Origin of the sequence: Vogesella facilis, assembly GCF_042648525.1 — a bacterium.
In the GTDB taxonomy this organism is placed as follows: domain Bacteria; phylum Pseudomonadota; class Gammaproteobacteria; order Burkholderiales; family Chromobacteriaceae; genus Vogesella; species Vogesella facilis.
On the sequence record NZ_JBHRXN010000031.1, the window covers coordinates 225,942 to 241,683 of the forward strand.

At 64.9% G+C, this 15,742-nt stretch carries 14 protein-coding genes and 2 tRNA genes; 9 read left to right on the plus strand and 7 right to left on the minus strand.

Annotation, left to right across the window (positions count from 1 at the left end; genetic code table 11):
• Positions 1-221: 221 nt before the first annotated feature.
• Positions 222-3,368 (minus strand): transglycosylase domain-containing protein, encoded by a 3,147-nt coding sequence (locus tag ACFOLG_RS12310; protein ID WP_386092187.1) that lies wholly within the window; start codon positions 3,366-3,368, stop codon positions 222-224.
• A 277-nt stretch (positions 3,369-3,645) separates the two neighbouring features.
• Here ACFOLG_RS12310 and ACFOLG_RS12315 point away from each other — a divergent pair, with 277 nt between their 5' ends.
• On the plus strand, positions 3,646-4,155 hold the full coding sequence (locus ACFOLG_RS12315) for a hypothetical protein (protein WP_386092189.1): 510 nt from the start codon (positions 3,646-3,648) through the stop codon (positions 4,153-4,155).
• Positions 4,156-4,271: 116 nt separating this feature from the next.
• On the opposite strand, the gene ACFOLG_RS12320 is transcribed toward ACFOLG_RS12315, so the two are convergent.
• The 3 genes from ACFOLG_RS12320 to ACFOLG_RS12330 form a co-directional block, all read right to left on the minus strand.
• A complete protein-coding gene (locus tag ACFOLG_RS12320; protein ID WP_386092192.1) occupies positions 4,272-4,910 on the minus strand; it encodes a DUF2238 domain-containing protein in 639 nt (212 codons plus the stop codon).
• 460 nt (positions 4,911-5,370) lie between these two features.
• Positions 5,371-5,446 (minus strand) — tRNA-Glu (locus ACFOLG_RS12325).
• 37 nt (positions 5,447-5,483) lie between these two features.
• Positions 5,484-5,559: transfer RNA gene (locus tag ACFOLG_RS12330), tRNA-Ala, on the minus strand.
• A gap of 144 nt (positions 5,560-5,703) precedes the next feature.
• Here ACFOLG_RS12330 and hpnC point away from each other — a divergent pair.
• The 8 genes from hpnC to ACFOLG_RS12370 all read left to right on the plus strand — a co-directional run bounded on the left by hpnC (position 5,704) and on the right by ACFOLG_RS12370 (position 12,136).
• Positions 5,704-6,540, plus strand: coding sequence for a squalene synthase HpnC (hpnC, locus tag ACFOLG_RS12335; protein WP_386092195.1), 837 nt, complete (start codon positions 5,704-5,706; stop codon positions 6,538-6,540).
• Positions 6,537-7,382, plus strand: a complete 846-nt coding sequence (gene hpnD / locus ACFOLG_RS12340; protein ID WP_386092197.1) for a presqualene diphosphate synthase HpnD — start codon at positions 6,537-6,539, stop codon at positions 7,380-7,382. The genes hpnC and hpnD overlap by 4 nt, the downstream gene beginning before the upstream one ends.
• The gene (gene hpnE / locus ACFOLG_RS12345) at positions 7,379-8,653 is read left to right on the plus strand and encodes a hydroxysqualene dehydroxylase HpnE (protein ID WP_386092200.1); all 1,275 of its coding nucleotides are present in this window, start codon (positions 7,379-7,381) and stop codon (positions 8,651-8,653) included. Before hpnD ends, hpnE begins: the two co-directional genes overlap by 4 nt.
• Positions 8,650-9,402 (plus strand): SDR family oxidoreductase, encoded by a 753-nt coding sequence (locus tag ACFOLG_RS12350; RefSeq protein WP_386092202.1) that lies wholly within the window; start codon positions 8,650-8,652, stop codon positions 9,400-9,402. The genes hpnE and ACFOLG_RS12350 overlap by 4 nt, the downstream gene beginning before the upstream one ends.
• Before the next feature lie 66 nt (positions 9,403-9,468).
• Complete coding sequence (locus ACFOLG_RS12355; protein ID WP_386092204.1) at positions 9,469-10,029, plus strand: hypothetical protein; 561 nt, start codon at positions 9,469-9,471, stop codon at positions 10,027-10,029.
• A gap of 4 nt (positions 10,030-10,033) precedes the next feature.
• The gene (radA, locus tag ACFOLG_RS12360) at positions 10,034-11,398 is read left to right on the plus strand and encodes a DNA repair protein RadA (protein WP_386092206.1); all 1,365 of its coding nucleotides are present in this window, start codon (positions 10,034-10,036) and stop codon (positions 11,396-11,398) included.
• Positions 11,399-11,402: 4 nt separating this feature from the next.
• Positions 11,403-11,963, plus strand: a complete 561-nt coding sequence (locus ACFOLG_RS12365; protein WP_386092209.1) for a sigma-70 family RNA polymerase sigma factor — start codon at positions 11,403-11,405, stop codon at positions 11,961-11,963.
• The gene (locus tag ACFOLG_RS12370) at positions 11,960-12,136 is read left to right on the plus strand and encodes a zf-HC2 domain-containing protein (protein WP_386092212.1); all 177 of its coding nucleotides are present in this window, start codon (positions 11,960-11,962) and stop codon (positions 12,134-12,136) included. The genes ACFOLG_RS12365 and ACFOLG_RS12370 overlap by 4 nt, the downstream gene beginning before the upstream one ends.
• A gap of 170 nt (positions 12,137-12,306) precedes the next feature.
• On the opposite strand, the gene ACFOLG_RS12375 is transcribed toward ACFOLG_RS12370, so the two are convergent.
• The 3 genes from ACFOLG_RS12375 to ACFOLG_RS12385 all read right to left on the minus strand — a co-directional run bounded on the left by ACFOLG_RS12375 (position 12,307) and on the right by ACFOLG_RS12385 (position 15,550).
• Positions 12,307-12,660, minus strand: a complete 354-nt coding sequence (locus ACFOLG_RS12375; protein ID WP_386092214.1) for a DUF2325 domain-containing protein — start codon at positions 12,658-12,660, stop codon at positions 12,307-12,309.
• 178 nt (positions 12,661-12,838) lie between these two features.
• Complete coding sequence (locus ACFOLG_RS12380; RefSeq protein ID WP_386092217.1) at positions 12,839-13,486, minus strand: hypothetical protein; 648 nt, start codon at positions 13,484-13,486, stop codon at positions 12,839-12,841.
• A gap of 405 nt (positions 13,487-13,891) precedes the next feature.
• A complete protein-coding gene (locus ACFOLG_RS12385; protein ID WP_386092219.1) occupies positions 13,892-15,550 on the minus strand; it encodes an ABC1 kinase family protein in 1,659 nt (552 codons plus the stop codon).
• Positions 15,551-15,742 lie beyond the last annotated feature (192 nt).

Genomic DNA, 15,742 nt, shown 5'->3' on the forward strand with positions numbered 1-15,742 from the left:
TGCAGTGGCGGGGCGGGAATTAGACTGGCGGGTTGTATTGCGCCGGCGGATTGCTGGCGCGGGCGCGGTGGCCGCCGCCCGGCGCTGGTGGCAGGCGCCGCGCTGCTGCCGGCGCGGGCAGGCTAACGGCACAGGTTGGCCGCAAGGTGGCTGGTGCGCGGCCTGGCGCCACCGGAGGAGGTGGTGGTGCCGGAAACCCGGCGTGGAGTGCCGGGCGCCGTCTAGCCGATGGCAAAGCCCGGCAGTACCTTGAACGCCCGCCGCGGGGCCGGCTGGCTGGCGGCCTGGCTGGCTGGCGGCGGGGTGACTAGCGGCGGGGTGGCGGGGTTCGTCAGCGTCAGCCGCTGTTTCAGGGTGGGGGCCAGCACCTTGAGGATCTGCACCGGCAGTGCGCTGGTGAACTTGTAGTCGGCCGCCTGCGGGCCGGCCACGTAGGCCACCAGGGTGCCGAAGTAGCGCTCGCCGATGTAGAAGGCAAACGCACCGGAACGGCTAACCACGCGCTCGGATGTCAGCGCGCCGCCCTTGGCAAATACCTTGAAGCGGTTGTCACCGGTACCGGTCTTGCCGCCGACCAGGATGTGCGTGCCGTCCGGCAGGTCGAAGGCGCCGGAAACGCGGCGCGCGGTGCCCTGGTCCACCACCTCGGACAGCAGCTTGCGTACCACCTGGGTCAGCTCCGGTGCCAGCACGCGGACGCCCTTGGCCGGTACCTGCGCCAGGGTGGTTTCGTACGGGGTGTTGGCGGCAAAGTGCAGTTTGTCCAGGTAGGCGGTGGGCAGTCGCATGCCGTCATTGCTCAGAATGCCCATCAGCTCGGCCAGCGATGCCGGGCGGTCGGCCGAGGCGCCCAGCGAGGTGGCGTAGGAGGGCACCAGGGTGTCAAACGGGTAGCCAAGCAGCTGCCAGTTCTTGTGTATCTGCTTGAAGGCGTCGATTTCCTTCATCTCGCTGATGCGCGATGCCTGGCCCGCCCGGTTCTTGCTGTTGAGCAGCCACTGGTACACCTCTTGCCGCTGCTGGGTGCTGGCGGCCACCAGCTCGCTCCAGCCGGCGTGCGGGTGGTTGTGCAGGTAGGCCACCAGCCACAGCTCCAGCGGGTGCACGTTGGCCAGGTAGCCGCGGTCGGCCAGGTTGAAGCGGCCGGGGGCGAACTCGTCATAGAGCTTGGCTACCGTTTTTTGATCCGGTTTTTTGGTGGCCTGCAGCTGGCTGTCCAGAAACGCGCTGAAGGCGTCCAGCCCGGCATCCGGCTGCACGCTGCGGAAGATCACCGCCAGTTTCCGCGGGCTCTGGCTGGCACGTGCGGCCAACAGCGCGTCGATTTCCGATAGCGATTTGCGGCGGTACTTGTTGTAGAAGCCGGCGAGGAAGGTGCGCCCCTCGCGGTCGGCAAAGCGCTGCAGGTAGGCCCTGCGCGCGGCGTCGTCGGCGGGCGTGTCCGCTGGCGCGCTGCCCACCGGCGCCATGTAGTAGCGGACGATGTCGCGCATCAGCCGGATGTACACCAGGTTGACGGAGCGGCGGGTGGCCTCGCGCACGGTCAGTACCTTGACGTCGTCGTTCTCATCGAAGTTGTTGAAGGTGTGCAGGCCGCCGCCGGTGAAGAAGCTTTCGCCCGGGCTGGCGGAGTAGGTGCGCAGCAGCGAGGCTTCCAGCATGGCGGTCAGGTCGTGGTCGGGCGTCTGTTGCAGGTAGTCGATGGCCCAGCGCTGCAGTAGCGGCTCCTTGCCGCTGAACTTGATGGCGGCCAGCTGCTCGCTGCTCATCGCGCTGTAATGCTGGTGCAGCTCCTTGATCACCCCCAGGTAGGTGACCAGGGTGCGCAGCTTGGCGGTGGAGCCGAGGTCCAGCTTGGCGCCTTCATTGATGTCGAAGGGCTGGTCGAAGTTGTCGGCCTGCACGCGCACCTTGTTGCCGTCGGCGGTGCGCTCGATCAGGGTGAAACTGTAGGTCACCCCCTGCGGCGAGCCTTGCTGCAGCAGGTGCTCGTCGTAAAGGTTGGCCGCCTTGGCATGCTCCGGGTCGCGCAGCTTGACCAGCTCGGCGGTGATGTCCTGCTGCAGCTTGAAGTCCAGCGTGCTGCTGGCGCTCAGATCCAGGCGGTCCAGGTCGTACATGCGCGACACGCCCAGCAGGCCGGCAAGCTTGATGCGCACGGCATTGGCGCCTTTTTGCTTGATGGGCGCCACGCTGGGCAGGCGTACCCGCTCGCGCTGCTGCCGCAGCGACACTTTCAGTGCGGCATCGCGCAGCTCGGCGGTGATCACCTTGTCTTTGGCCATCAGGCGCAGGTAGGCATCGGTCATGGCCTCCAGCACCTTCATGTCGCCGTTGAGGAAGGTGGACGGGCTGCGCTGCGAGATCATCAGGCTGAGGGCTTCCTTGAACACTGTGGCGCGCTCGGCCGCCGGGGTGGCGGCGATGCCGCCCAGTGCCTGGTTGACCTGCTCGAACGAGCGGCCGTACCACGCCCACATGCCGTCGGCGATGCCGGAAATCTCGCCAAAGCCGGCGCGTGCGGCCAACGGTACGGTGTTGAGGTAGGCCAGCACCAGCTGGCGTCTGGCCGCGGTGGTGTCTTCACCGTTGAGGTAGGCGCGCACCGAGGCCGACAGCATCTGGCGCAGTTTTTCCTGCTCCGAGCCGGTGCGGCCAGCGGCCGAGTGGCGGTATTTCTCGATCTGCGTCGCCAGGGTGCTGGCGCCGGCCGGGCGGTAGCCGTCGTTCAGCAAGTGAACGCTCTTGTCCAGCACCGCCTTGCTGAGGCGCGACCACTCCACCGCCGGGTTGCGCAGCGGGTTTTCCTGATCCAGCAGGGTGTGGTTTTCGATGTACAGCAGGCCGCTGACCAGCAGCGGCGGCAGCGCGTCGAAATCCGGGTACACGCGCTGCGGGTAGCGCGACTGGTAGATGGCCTGGCCGTAGCCGTCATACAGCGTCAGCCCGGCCTGGTCTTTTTCGCGATAGGGCAGGAACAGCCCCAGCGGCAACAGCGGGGCGGTGAGGCCGTGGTCGGCCAGCCCGGTCATGCCGGCAGACTGCACCGCCTGGCTGTCGATGGCGTAGCCGCGGGTATCCAGCCGCTGCAGGAAGCGCGGCATGGCGGCGTAACCCAGGCGCTGGTCGTAGGGGCCGTTGTTGGCCGGGTAGCGGATGGCGCTGCTGGCGCCCGGCTTGAGGGTAAATCTGGCGTCGTGGGCAATCTGGGAAAAATAATGTGCCTGCAGCCGCGAGGTTTTCAGTTCCTCCAGCAGCAGATAGACCAGCAGGCCAAGCAGCAGCAGCAACAGCAGGTAGATGGAGCGCCGGATATAGCTGCGGGGCTTGCTGTGGCTCAGTTTGAGATTGAGTTCTGAGTTATCCATGGCGATTTTTCACCAGTGAGATTTGGATAAGAAACTGTTATGCAATCAACTCAAACGCTTGGGGCATGTGCGGCATTGCCGCCGCCGTTCATGCCGTGGTCGCCTGGCGGTAGCTTGCGAGCGGGAGCCTTGTTATCGCATGCCGCCGTGGCCCGGTAAAGCCTGCCGGTGTGTCTGTCGTTCACGTGCGCTTAGTGGGGGTTCAATAAAAAGCATAGCTGCCGGCATGCCGGTCTGCATCATGCAGGCGCGAGGTTTCTTGCCGGGGAAGCTGGAAATGCAAAAAGCCATCTCGTGGTGGCTTTTTTTGATGCTGGCGTGTGCCAGGACGGGTGAGGCTGCATGCTGGAAACTGCGCATGGGGAGCGAGTTCCCTGCTTACGACGGCCGTTGCGTGTCGGCATCGGCCAGCAAGATAGTTGCAACGCTGGGCGGCTGGCCAGCACTTGCGCAGAGAGTAGGCTATGCGAACGCGGCCGGCGGCAGGGACGATGATTATTTCACGCCTCGCTGTGGCGCATGCCCAGGGTATGTCTGCAGCGTGGGTAGTTCAGGCAGCCCCAGAAACTGGCCCGTCCTTGTCGTGAATGCGAGGTTCGACAAGCTGGTCAAGGGAGTCACCCGCCCGGGGCTGACGGTGAAGCCGATGATGGACAAGGTCGAAGATGGTGTCGGCGGCAAATGCCGCCAGCTTGGCTATTTCATCCAGAAGGAGGGGCCGCAACTGGCTGGATGCTGCTGGCTACCACTTCCGAATCGCCGGGGGCAGAAGTCCAGGTACGTCTGACCATGAGCCCGAGCCGGCCGTGGTGATTTGCTGCGTCGGCTGTTGTTGCACGACAAGTGGGTGGGCCTGCATTGCGTAGTCCGCCCACTAGGGGGGCTGAGGTGTGGGATACCGGGTTAACGAGGTATCGCGGTAACTGCACGGGTTGAATGGGGGCTCAGATATGCTTTGGCCCACACCAAACTCCCGATGGTTGCCACCAGCATGTCCTTGTGGGCATCCCACATATCACCTTGCTGCCCGTTGTATGCTTCAGCATCATTGGCAGAAAGGGTAATGGCTATCAGCCATTCAAACCATTCATACCATAGGCTGGTTACCATAATGGCAGTGATGGCAATGATGAAACCTTTTTTCGCGGACAGGAAAAACCTGTTAGCTACGTGCGAAATGATGACTGGGGTAAAGCAAAAACCATAAAGAAAATGCACCAGGCGATCAAAATTATTTCTTGTCCAGCCAAGGTGCTGGTTCAGGGAAAATCCCAGCATGGTCTGCAGCCAATTGTCGTAGGGCGTGTTTGAATACAGCCAACGTGCGGCGATGGAGTGCGTTGAGAGAAAAATGATAATTAAGAAGAAATCAAGATCTGTAGTCTTGTTGTGTTTGACGTGATGCCACAATATGAAAAATGCAATGACAGTGAGCGAGCTGTGAAGGGCCTGTTCGGCCGGCCAGATTGGCTTGATCCAGCTGGTGATGAAGATGGCTGCCATCAGCAAGGTGGAAGTTTTTTTGGATGGAATGATATTCATGCTGTTCTGAATATTCCTGATGTTTTCGCTCGTTCGCTTTAAAAGCTGGCTGAGTCCTTCGTTAACGGTGCATGGCTTGAGCTAGATCCAGAATCACAGAGACAGTCGCTAGACTACCGGGGCCGAACTTTTGACCTGCTGCTGGTGCTGTACAGGAACATGCCCGTTGCCGGTGTCGGCATCAGCGTCAATGGTGAGAATGGCATCAAAATGCCATCTGAATTAATTTTGCGATAATTGGTGTGAAAGCGCTTGGACATATGCTTGCTGCTGCGACCTTGCCGACAGGGTAGTGCGTACATCGCTGGCTGAAACGAATGCTTGTGCATCAGTCCGGTTTGACTGCCGCTTGTTTCCTCGGCGGAGGGGCGCCCGTCACGTTTTCGTGACGCGGCGTGAGAGGGGTTGGCCGCAAGGCGCAGAATAGAAAAAGCCACCTTGCGGTGGCTTTTCGTGTTGCTGGCGTCCCCACGGGGAGTCGAACCCCGGTTATCGCCGTGAAAGGGCGGTGTCCTAGGCCTCTAGACGATGGGGACAAAAAATCCGACCGTGGTCGGATTTTTTGAGTATTCGTGGTGGAGGTAAACGGGATCGAACCGATGACCTCTTGCATGCCATGCAAGCGCTCTCCCAGCTGAGCTATACCCCCACAGAGGCTGCGTCTCTCAACGCGGAGCGCAGTTTAGTCGGCGTCGTTGGCGGCGTCAAGCATTAATTTTGCAAGTAGCGAAATCGGGGCGCAGACGCGCTTCGCTTATAATGCGCGTTTGCCTATGCAGATGGATGCGCGCCGATGGCGGTGGATCATTACGAAAACTTTCCGGTAGGCTCGCTGGCGCTGCCGCGGCGCATGCGCAAGGCGGTGCATGTTATCTACCGTTTTGCGCGCCATGCCGACGATATCGCCGACGAGGGCGATGCTCCGGCGGCGGAAAGGTTGGCCGTATTGCAAGCGCTGCGCGCGGAGCTGGATCGCATCGCTGCCGGGCAGGCGCCGCAGCAGCCGTTGATGCAGGCGTTGGCGCAGGTGATTACCGAGCGCCAGCTGCCGCTGCAGCCGTTCTACGATCTGCTGTCGGCGTTCAGCCAGGATGTGGAAAAGACCCGCTACCAGAATTTTGCCGAGCTGGTGGACTACTGTCGGCGCTCCGCCAACCCGGTGGGGCGGCTGATGCTGGCGCTGTATGGCGAGCACGACAGCCGCAGCCTGGCGATGAGCGACGGTATCTGCACCGCGCTGCAGCTGATCAACTTCTGGCAGGACGTGGCCATCGACTGGCAGAAGGGGCGGGTGTATATCCCGCAGGACGATCTGGCCAAATTCCGCATCGATGAGCAGCAGATTGCGCGCGGCGATGCCGGCGGGGTGTGGCCGCTGCTGATGGACAAAGAAGTGAAGCGCGCGCTGGCGATGCTGCAGGCTGGTTCGCCGCTGGCGCTCAAGCTCAAGGGCCGTTTTGGCCTGGAGTTGCGCATGATCGTGCTGGGTGGCGAGCGCATTCTGAAAAAGATTCACGATGCCCGTGGCGATGTGTTCAATCATCGCCCGGTACTGGGCTGGAAGGACTGGCCGGTGATTATCGGCAAGGCGCTGTGGGCGCCGTATGCCAAAAAAGGGAGACGGGCGTGACCCCGCAGCAATACTGTGAAGACAAGGCGGCGAAGAGCGGCTCCAGCTTTTACGCCAGCTTTCGCTACCTGCCGAAGGACAAGCGCGACGCCATGGTGGCGTTGTACGCGTTCTGCCGCGAGGTGGACGACGTGGTGGACGAGATCCACGACGACAACGTGGCGCGCACCACGCTGGCATGGTGGCGCAGCGAGTTGGCGGCACTGTACGCCGGCACGCCCAGCCACCCGGTAATGCGCGCGCTGCAGCCGCATGTGGCAGCGTTCGAGCTACCACAGGAGTGGCTGGCCGAGATCATCGACGGCATGCAGATGGATCTGGATGTGCCGCGCTACAACCGTTTTGCCGACCTGCAACTGTACTGCCACCGCGTGGCCGGGGTGGTGGGACAGCTGTCGGCGCAGATTTTCGGCTACAGCGACCGCGCCACCTTGAAGTACGCGCACGAGCTGGGGCTGGCGTTCCAGCTCACCAACATCATCCGCGACGTGGGCGAGGATGCCCGTCGCGGCCGGCTGTACCTGCCGGTGGAAGACCTGCAGCGCTTCGGCGTGCCGGCGGCCGAGGTGCTGGCCTACCAGGAATCGCCGCAGTTTGCCGAGCTGATGCAGTTCCAGATTGCGCGGGCGCACGAGCACTACCGCAAGGCCTGGCAGCTGCTGCCGGCGGTAGACCGCAAGGCGCAGCGCATCGGCCTGGTGATGGCGGCGATCTACCGCGCCACGCTGGACGAGATCGCGCTGGACGGCCCAGGCAAGGTGCTGAACCAGCGGCTGTCGCTGTCGCCGGGGCGCAAGATCTGGCTGGCGTGGAAGACCTGGACCTTCGGCTACAAGCCGTGACCCCGCGCGTTGCCATCATCGGCGCCGGCTGGGCCGGCCTGGCCGCTGCCATCGAGCTGGCCGATGCGGCCAACCTTACCGTGTTCGAAGCCGGCCGCGTGGCCGGTGGTCGCGCCCGCGCGGTGGCGCTGGACGGCATGCGGCTGGACAACGGCCAGCACATCCTGATCGGCGCCTACCGCGACAGCCTGCGGCTGATGCGCCGGGTGGGCGTCGATCCGCAGCAAACGTTGGCCGCACAGCCCCTGAGCTGGCAGCAGGTGGATGGCATGCACATGCGCTGTCCGGACTGGCCGGCGCCGTGGCAGCTGCTGGCCGGCTTGCTCGGCGCGCGCGGGCTGCGCTGGCGCGACAAGCTGGCGTTGCTGCGGCTGTTGACCTGGCTCAGGGTGAAGCGCTGGCAAATCGGGCAGGATGTCGCCGCGCAACGCTGGCTGCGCCAGCAGGGGCAGAGCGAGCGGCTGTTGCAGTACTTCTGGACGCCGCTGATCCTGGCCACCCTCAACACGCCACCGGCGCAGGCCTCGATGCAGTTGCTAGCCAATGTGCTGCGCGACAGCCTGGGCTCGCCGCGCGGCGCGGACAGCCGGCTGCTGCTGCCGCGCGTCGATCTGGGCGCGCTGTTTGCCGAGCCGGCGCTGCACTGGCTGACCGCTCGCGGCGCCGACATCCGTCTGGGCCGGCGCGTCAGCACGCTGGATCTGCCGGCCGGCACGGTGGACGGCGAACGCTTCGACGCCATCATCGTCGCCACCGCGCCCTACCACGCTTTACGACTAGTGGATGATCCGGCACTGACAAACTTGCTCAAGGCATGGCAATACCAGCCGATAAGCACCGTATACCTGCAGTTTGCCGGCCGGGTGGCGTTACCGGCGGTGATGACCGGGCAGGCGCACGGGTTGGGGCAGTGGTGGTTCGACCGCGAGGCATTGAGCGGCGAGGCCGGGCTGGTGTCGGTGGTGATCAGCGCCGCAGGGGAGCACGAGGCGCTGGCGCAGGATGCGCTTGTTGCGCGTTGCGAGGCGGAGTTGCGCCGTGCCGTGCCGAACTTGCCGCCGCTGCTGGCCGGGCGGGTGATTACCGAACGGCGTGCCACCTTTGCGGCCAACGTTGCGTTGCCGCGCCCCGATGTGCGACTTCCCGTAAAATCGGGCTATCTGGCGGGCGACTGGCTATGTGCCGACTACCCGGCTACCCTCGAAGGAGCGGTACGCAGTGGCATAGCCGCCGCCCATGCCCTCATGCAGGACTGGACAACAAGAACATGATGCAAACTTTTGACGATAACTATCTGGCCGGCCGCGTGATCCTGGTGACCGGCGCCACGCAGGGCATCGGCCGCGACACCGCATTGGCGGCGGCCAAGCATGGCGCCACCGTGGTACTGCTGGCGCGCAGCGTGCGCGGGCTGGAAAAGGTGTACGACGAGATCGTGGCGCAGGGTTCGCCGGAGCCGGTGGCGATTCCGCTGGATCTGCTGGAAGCCAGCGACGACGCCTTCAACACCCTGGCCTACCAGATCAAGCATGCGGTGGGCCGCCTGGACGGCATCGTGCATTGCGCCGCGCACTTCTTTGCGCTGTCGCCTCTGTCGGATCAGCGCATCGACGAGTGGATGAACCAGTACCGCATCAACACCGTGGCACCGTTTGCGCTGACCCGCGCCTGCCTGCCGCTGCTGAAGGCGGCGGACGACGCCAGCGTGGTGTTTGTCGGCGAAACCCACGGCCAGAAGCCGGGCCCGTTCTGGGGCGCCTTCGGCGCTTCCAAGGCCGGCCTCAACTACCTGATGCAGGTGGCAGCGTCGGAGTGGGATGTGTACCCCAATCTGCGCGTCAACCTACTGGTGCCTGGCGCGGTGAATTCGCCGTTCCGCAACCGCACCCACCCGGGCGAAGCCAAGAGCGAGCGCGGCGATCTGGTCGACCTGATGCCGCACATGCTGTACTGGCTGGGCGGCGCCAGCCGCGGCCGCAGCGGCGAAATCGTCGAGCTGGATCTGCGTAACAAGGAATAAGGACCAACGATGCGGGCATATCTGCTGTTGCCAGCCCTGCTGTTGCTGACCGGCTGTAACTGGGTCATGAACATCAGTGGCCTGGCAGCCGAATCCAACAAGGCGATCGGGGCGTCGTGCCGCCAGACCGGGCGCTCGCTGGAGGAGTGCTACAGCCGCAATCCGGAAGCCGACAAGGCACAGATTTACGCCGGCTGGCGCGAAATGCAGGAATACATGGCCAAGAACAAGCTGGAAACCATGACGCCCGCACCGGAGATGGCGCCGGAAGCCTCGGCGCCGCTGATAGCGGCATCCAGCGGCCACGCAGAGGCCCCGGCTCAAAAAAAAAGTAGTCACGCGCTAGTGCCGCTGCCTATCGCCTCGGTGCCGACGGTGGCGATACGCGCGGTGCCGCCGGTGCGCAAGCCGCTGAGCAATGCCGAGGCCGAGGCGATGGCCAAGGATGACCCGTTGATCGACTCCATCCTGTCCACCGTGCGCGGCGATGAAAAATCGCGGCTGCCGCCCAAACCCAAGGACGAGCAGCTGACGCGCGACAACCGCCTGCTCAATATCCTCAACGACATCAACAGCAGCCAGCCTGCTGCCAAGGCCCCGCCGGCCAAACCGGCCGGGGCACATTGAATTCATGGCCAAGAACAAAACCATCTACCAGTGCAGCGAATGCGGCGGCAGCTCGCCCAAGTGGCAGGGGCAATGCCCGCATTGCAACGCCTGGAACACCCTGAGCGAAACCATGGCCGCGCCGGCTGCGGCCAACCCGCGCTACCAGAGCTGGACGGCGCAGACCCAGCCGGTGCAGGTGCTGTCCGAGGTGCAGGCCACCGAGGTGCCGCGCGAATCCAGCGGCATCGACGAGCTGGACCGCGTGCTGGGCGGCGGCATCGTGCGCGGCGCGGTGGTGCTGCTGGGCGGCGACCCCGGCATTGGCAAGTCCACGCTGCTGCTGCAGGCGCTGGCCACCATGGGCGGCAACCGCAAGGTGCTGTACGTGTCCGGCGAGGAATCGCCGCAGCAGATCGCGCTGCGTGCCTCGCGGCTGGCGGTGGATGCCGCCCGCGTGCGCCTGCTGTCGGAGATCCGCCTGGAAGCCATCATCGCCACCCTGCAGCAGGAAAAGCCGGACGTGGCGGTGATCGACTCGATCCAGACGCTGTATTCCGACCAGGTTACTTCGGCGCCCGGCTCGGTGTCGCAGGTGCGCGAGTGCGCGGCGCAGCTCACCCGGCTGGCCAAGCAGAGCGGCATCACCATCATCCTGGTGGGCCATGTCACCAAGGAAGGCTCCATCGCCGGCCCGCGCGTGCTGGAGCACATCGTGGATACCGTGCTGTATTTCGAGGGCGACAGCCATTCCAGCCACCGCATGATCCGCGCCATCAAGAACCGCTTCGGTGCCGCCAACGAGCTGGGCGTGTTCGCCATGACCGAGCGCGGCCTGCGCGGCGTGTCCAACCCGTCGGCCATTTTCCTGTCCAGCTATCGCGACGACGTGTCCGGCTCCTGCGTGCTGGTGACGCAGGAGGGCAGCCGCCCGCTGCTAGTGGAGATCCAGGCGCTGGTAGACGACGCGCACGGCTTTCAGCCCAAGCGGCTGACCGTGGGCCTGGAGCAGAACCGGCTGGCGATGCTGCTGGCGGTGTTGCATCGCCACGCCAGCGTGGCCTGCTTCGACCAGGACGTGTTCCTCAACGCGGTGGGCGGGGTGAAGATCATGGAGCCGGCCGCCGACCTGGCGGTGATCCTGTCCATGGTGTCCTCGCAGCGCAACAAGCCGCTGCCGGAAAAGCTGGTGGTGTTCGGCGAAGTGGGCTTGTCCGGCGAGGTACGCCCGGTGGCGCGCGGCCAGGAGCGGCTGAAGGAAGCCGCCAAGCTGGGCTTCACCCGCGCCATCGTGCCGGCGGCCAACGCGCCGCGCCAGCCCATCGACGGGCTGGAGATCATCGGCGTGGACCGCCTGTCCGAAGCCGTAGACTATTGCATCCGCCGCTGACGCCATGACCCCTTCCGACGCCGACATCGAAGCCGAACGCCCCTACCTGCTGCGCTACGCCCGTGCGCAGCTGCACGATACCGCCGCCGCCGAGGATGCGGTGCAGGACACACTGTTGGCCGCATTGCAGGGGCGCGAGCGCTTCAGCGGCGCCTCCAGCCTGCGCACCTGGCTCACTGCCATCCTGCGTTTCAAGCTGGTGGACACCGTGCGCCGCCAGTCGCGCGAAACCACGGTGGACCTGGGCGAGGATCTGGATCTGTCCGATCTGGAAGGCGTGTTCGATGCCAGCGGTCACTGGGCGCACGCGGTGCGCAGCTGGGGGGCGCCGGAAGAAAGCCTGCTGGCGCAGCAGTTCTGGCAGGTGTACCAGCAGTGTGCGCAGGTGATGCCCAAACGCACCGCCATGGTGTTCGCCATGCGCGAGGTGATGGACATGGACATCGCCGACATCTGTAAGAATCTGGCGATTACCGCGGCTAACTGTTCGGTGATGCTGTACCGCGCCCGGCTGAGCCTGCGCGAATGTCTGGAAACACGCTGGTTCCAGCGGGAGGGAACATGATGCTCAATTGCCGGCAGGCCAGCCGCATGATCTCCGAGGCCATGGACCGGCCGCTGACGCGGGCGGAGCAGGCGCGGCTGGCGATGCACCTGCTGCTGTGCGGCAACTGCCGCAACTTCCGCCAGCAGCTGCGCCAGCTGCGCGCGGGCATCCGCCAGGGGCGCGAGCGTTGAAGGTTGGCCGCATGCGGCCAACCTTGCCGGCGCGGGCGGGCGGGATGTAGCGTCGTCCGTGAGCAAGCGCAGCACAGCCGGGAGTCATCCCGGCGGCTAGATCACACAGCACAAGGGCGGGTCCAGCGGGCCCGCCCTTGTCGTTTGCCGATCTGGTGCCGTGTCGCGGCTCAGTGTTTGCGGCGCAGCGGCTGCGCGCGCGCGGCGCAGGCATTGGGACAGCTGGCGCACTGTTCGGCCATGCCGGCGCATTCCAGCGATTGCTTCAGCGAGCACACCGAGCGGCGGCAGGCGATGAATTTCACGTTTTCCTCGTTGGCCAGCTGGCGGAAGTGCTTCATCACGTTGTGGCCGAGGAAGTCGGTGAACAGGATCAGCAGCTCGGTGCCGGCCGGCAGGCGGTCCAGCTTGCGTTGATGCGAGCTGTTGCGTCCGCTCAGGTGCTTGTGGATGTTGATGCCGAACGAAGAAAGTACCCCCGGAATATTGCCCAGGGTGTCGGCGCCGATCAGCATGGCATTCATGGTGTTGTCCTGAGGTGTTGGAGTGGCTGCATCTTAGCCGGGCGCAAAAATATAATCAATAATTATTCTCATTTAGATTTGTGCGCTGTGGCGGGCAGCTGACAGCGGGGCACACCACAGCAAAACGGCCGCTATGCAGCTGGCGGCCGTGGGAGGGCAGCGTAGATCAGGGGAGGGCTCAGGCGCTGAGGTCCACCTGCGACATCAGGCCGGCGCCGCCGTCTTCCTTCAGGTACAGCCCGGCCTGACGCAGCTGGCCCTGGGTGGCGCCCTGGCGGTCGGCAAAACGGAAATCGGCACCGATGGCGGGCAGCAGCAGCGCGCCTATGCCCAGCTGCGCCAGTGGGGTGAGCTTGTCCTGGCCATCCGCGCTGCCCTGCCACAGTTTGAGCTGGGCGAACAGCGGGTCGCCTTCGTCGATGGCGCCGTTGCCGTCGCTGTCCAGTGCGGCCAACTCGGCGAAGCCAGCGCCACTTTGTGGGCCGAACAGCTCGCTGCGGTCGTTGACCTTGCCGTCACCGTTGTCATCCCGCACCAGCCAGCCGCCACTGGCCGGCAGCGGCATGGCGTCCTGCGTGCCGTCGCCGTCGAGATCGAAGCTGACCGTGGCGCCGGCCAGCGTGCCGGCATCGCCGCCCAGGGTCAGCATCAGCGGGTCGTGTCTGGCGGCGCCAAAGTTCAGCGTCTGGCTGCTGCGGATGTCCAGGCTGCGCTGCAGGCTGATGTCGAACTGGAAGCTCAGCTGGCGGCCGTCGCGGGTGGTGATGTTGCCGCTGGCGGAAAACTGCAGCGTTTCCTGTTCCTGATAGTGGAAATCCTGCTGCACGCGCATCGCCAGCTGTGGTGCGTCGTCGGTCGCCGGCGCAGGCGGGGTGGCCGCCGGTGCTGGGGCGGCAAGGTTGGCCGCATCCTGGCCGCCGGCCAGCGCGCGGATGTCCTGCAGGCGGATGTGGATGCCGAACGCCCGTTCCAGCAGGCCGCGCAGCAGGGCCAGCGCCGGGGTGAGTCCGTCGTCGGCGACGGTGTCTTCCTGGCTGGCGGCCTTGCCGGCGGCGCTGAGGGTGACGCTGTCGCCGCTATCGGCGGCGGCTGGGCAGGCGCTGGCTTTGCTGCAGCTGGTGCTGGCTGTTCAGCGCCAGCGACATGCTGTCGATTTTCATGGGGCGGACTCCGGCGGCGGGTCCGGCTATATCGGCAGCAAATGGCGGCAGCTTGACGCCGATTGCGCGGTTTACAGGTTCTTGCCGGCGCGCCAGATCGACCAGATCAGCCACATGCTGTTGAAGAACGCCGCCATGAAGCCGAGGAAGCCGAACAGCGGCAGGCCGAACAGCGTGGGGCCACCCTTCACCGTCATCACGATGGAGGAGCCGATGATCAGGCAACCGGTGACGATGCCCATGGTCAGCCGGTTCACGCTCTTGTCCAGCTGGTAGCCGAACTGCTCCAGGCGCTTGAGATCGAGGTTGATGCGGAACTTGCCGTGGCGGATATCCTTGCCGATGCGGATGATGTCGCGCGGCAGGTCGGCGATCATGGCAAAGCCTTCGCGCAGCGTCTGCTTGCTGCGCATCAGGAAGTTGCGCGGGTCGTAGCGGGCCAGGATCAGCTGGCGCACGAACGGCGCCAGGTGCTCCACCAGCTGGAAGTCCGGGTTCAGCTGGCGGCCCAGCCCTTCCAGCGTCAGCAGCGCCTTGAACAGCATCGCCATGTCCGGCGGCAGCACGATGCCGTGGTCGCGGATCAGCGCCATGATGTCGTTGATCAGCTGCGACATATTGAGGTTCTTCAGCGGCACGTGGTCGTACTGGAACAGCATCTCGCCGATGTCCTCGGCGAACTGCTCCTCGTCCACCGGCGTGCTGCCGGTCCACTCCAGCATCACGTTCATCATGCCGCGCTCGTCGCGCTCCGACAGCGCCGCCAGCAGGTCGACGATCTCGTCGCGGCGCTTGTGCGACAGGCGGCCAACCATGCCGAAGTCGATGAAGGCGATGATGTTGTCCGGCAGGAAGAACACATTGCCCGGGTGCGGGTCGGCGTGGAAGAAGCCGTTGAGCAGGATCATCTTCAGCACCGCGTCGGCGCCGCGTTTGGCCAGCAGCGGCGGGTTGAGGCCGGCCGGGGCCAGCGCCTCCACCGGCGTGGCCGGCAGGCCGTCGACGAAGTCCTGCACGTTCACCGCCGGCTTGGTGTACTCCCAGTGCACGCGCGGCACGCGCACATGCGGGTCGTCGGCGAAATCCTTGGCGAAGCGCTCCATATTGCGCGCCTCCACCGCCAGGTCCAGCTCGCGGCGCAGCGAACGGGCGAACTGCACCACGATCTCCGACGGCTGGAAGCGGCGCGCGTCCGGGAACTCCAGCTCGATCAGATGCGCCAGGTGCTCCAGGATGCGCAGGTCGGCCTCCACCTTGTCCACGATGCCGGGGCGGCGCAGCTTGACCGCCACCACGGTGCCGTCCTTCAGCACCGCGCGGTGCACCTGGGCGATGGAGGCGGAGCCGATCGGGCTGTGGTCGAACTCGGCGAAGATTTCCTCCGGGGGTGCGCCCAGCGCCTGCTTCAGCGTGGCGGCCAACTGCGCGTCCGGAATCGGCGGCACGGTGTTCTGCAGCTTTTCGAACTCGACGATCCATTCCGGGCCGAACATGTCGACGCGGGTGGACAGGATCTGCCCCAGCTTGATGAAGGTGGGCCCCAGCTCCTCGAAGGCCTGGCGCAGGCGTATCGGCGTGGGAATGGCATTGGCCGGGTCGGGGAAGGGGATGTTCAGCCACTGGCCGGCTTTTTCCACTGCACGCGGCAGGCTCAGGCGCTGGGCGAATTCGCCGAGGCCATGGCGAAACAGGATGCCGCTGATTTCCTTCAGGCGGGGCAGGTCACGCATGGCTATCAGCGTTTCTCTGAGCATGGCAGAACCGATCTGGGCTGGCGCCTGGCGGCGCGCGGGTGGCAAAAAATGGCAAACAAGTATCGAAGATTCGCCATGGCTTCACAATAGCGTGCGCCGGCATGGCCGTGCCGGAGAGATTGCAGCTTGGTCGTCACGGCCCGAGATGGTATTGTGCTGGTCGTTTTG

What these genes read in the sequence shown, in the direction of transcription:
- ACFOLG_RS12355 (WP_386092204.1), top strand. Translation starts at nt 9,469, where the DNA reads ATGAACATCAGTGGCCTGGCAGCCGAATCCAACAAGGCGATCGGGGCG.
- ACFOLG_RS12315 (WP_386092189.1), top strand. Translation starts at nt 3,646, where the DNA reads ATGCAAAAAGCCATCTCGTGGTGGCTTTTTTTGATGCTGGCGTGTGCC.
- radA (WP_386092206.1), top strand. Translation starts at nt 10,034, where the DNA reads ATGGCCAAGAACAAAACCATCTACCAGTGCAGCGAATGCGGCGGCAGC.
- ACFOLG_RS12350 (WP_386092202.1), top strand. Translation starts at nt 8,650, where the DNA reads ATGATGCAAACTTTTGACGATAACTATCTGGCCGGCCGCGTGATCCTG.
- ACFOLG_RS12320 (WP_386092192.1), bottom strand. Translation starts at nt 4,910, where the DNA reads ATGAATATCATTCCATCCAAAAAAACTTCCACCTTGCTGATGGCAGCC.
- ACFOLG_RS12365 (WP_386092209.1), top strand. Translation starts at nt 11,403, where the DNA reads ATGACCCCTTCCGACGCCGACATCGAAGCCGAACGCCCCTACCTGCTG.
- ACFOLG_RS12310 (WP_386092187.1), bottom strand. Translation starts at nt 3,368, where the DNA reads ATGGATAACTCAGAACTCAATCTCAAACTGAGCCACAGCAAGCCCCGC.
- ACFOLG_RS12385 (WP_386092219.1), bottom strand. Translation starts at nt 15,550, where the DNA reads ATGCGTGACCTGCCCCGCCTGAAGGAAATCAGCGGCATCCTGTTTCGC.
- ACFOLG_RS12370 (WP_386092212.1), top strand. Translation starts at nt 11,960, where the DNA reads ATGATGCTCAATTGCCGGCAGGCCAGCCGCATGATCTCCGAGGCCATG.
- ACFOLG_RS12375 (WP_386092214.1), bottom strand. Translation starts at nt 12,660, where the DNA reads ATGAATGCCATGCTGATCGGCGCCGACACCCTGGGCAATATTCCGGGG.
- hpnC (WP_386092195.1), top strand. Translation starts at nt 5,704, where the DNA reads ATGGCGGTGGATCATTACGAAAACTTTCCGGTAGGCTCGCTGGCGCTG.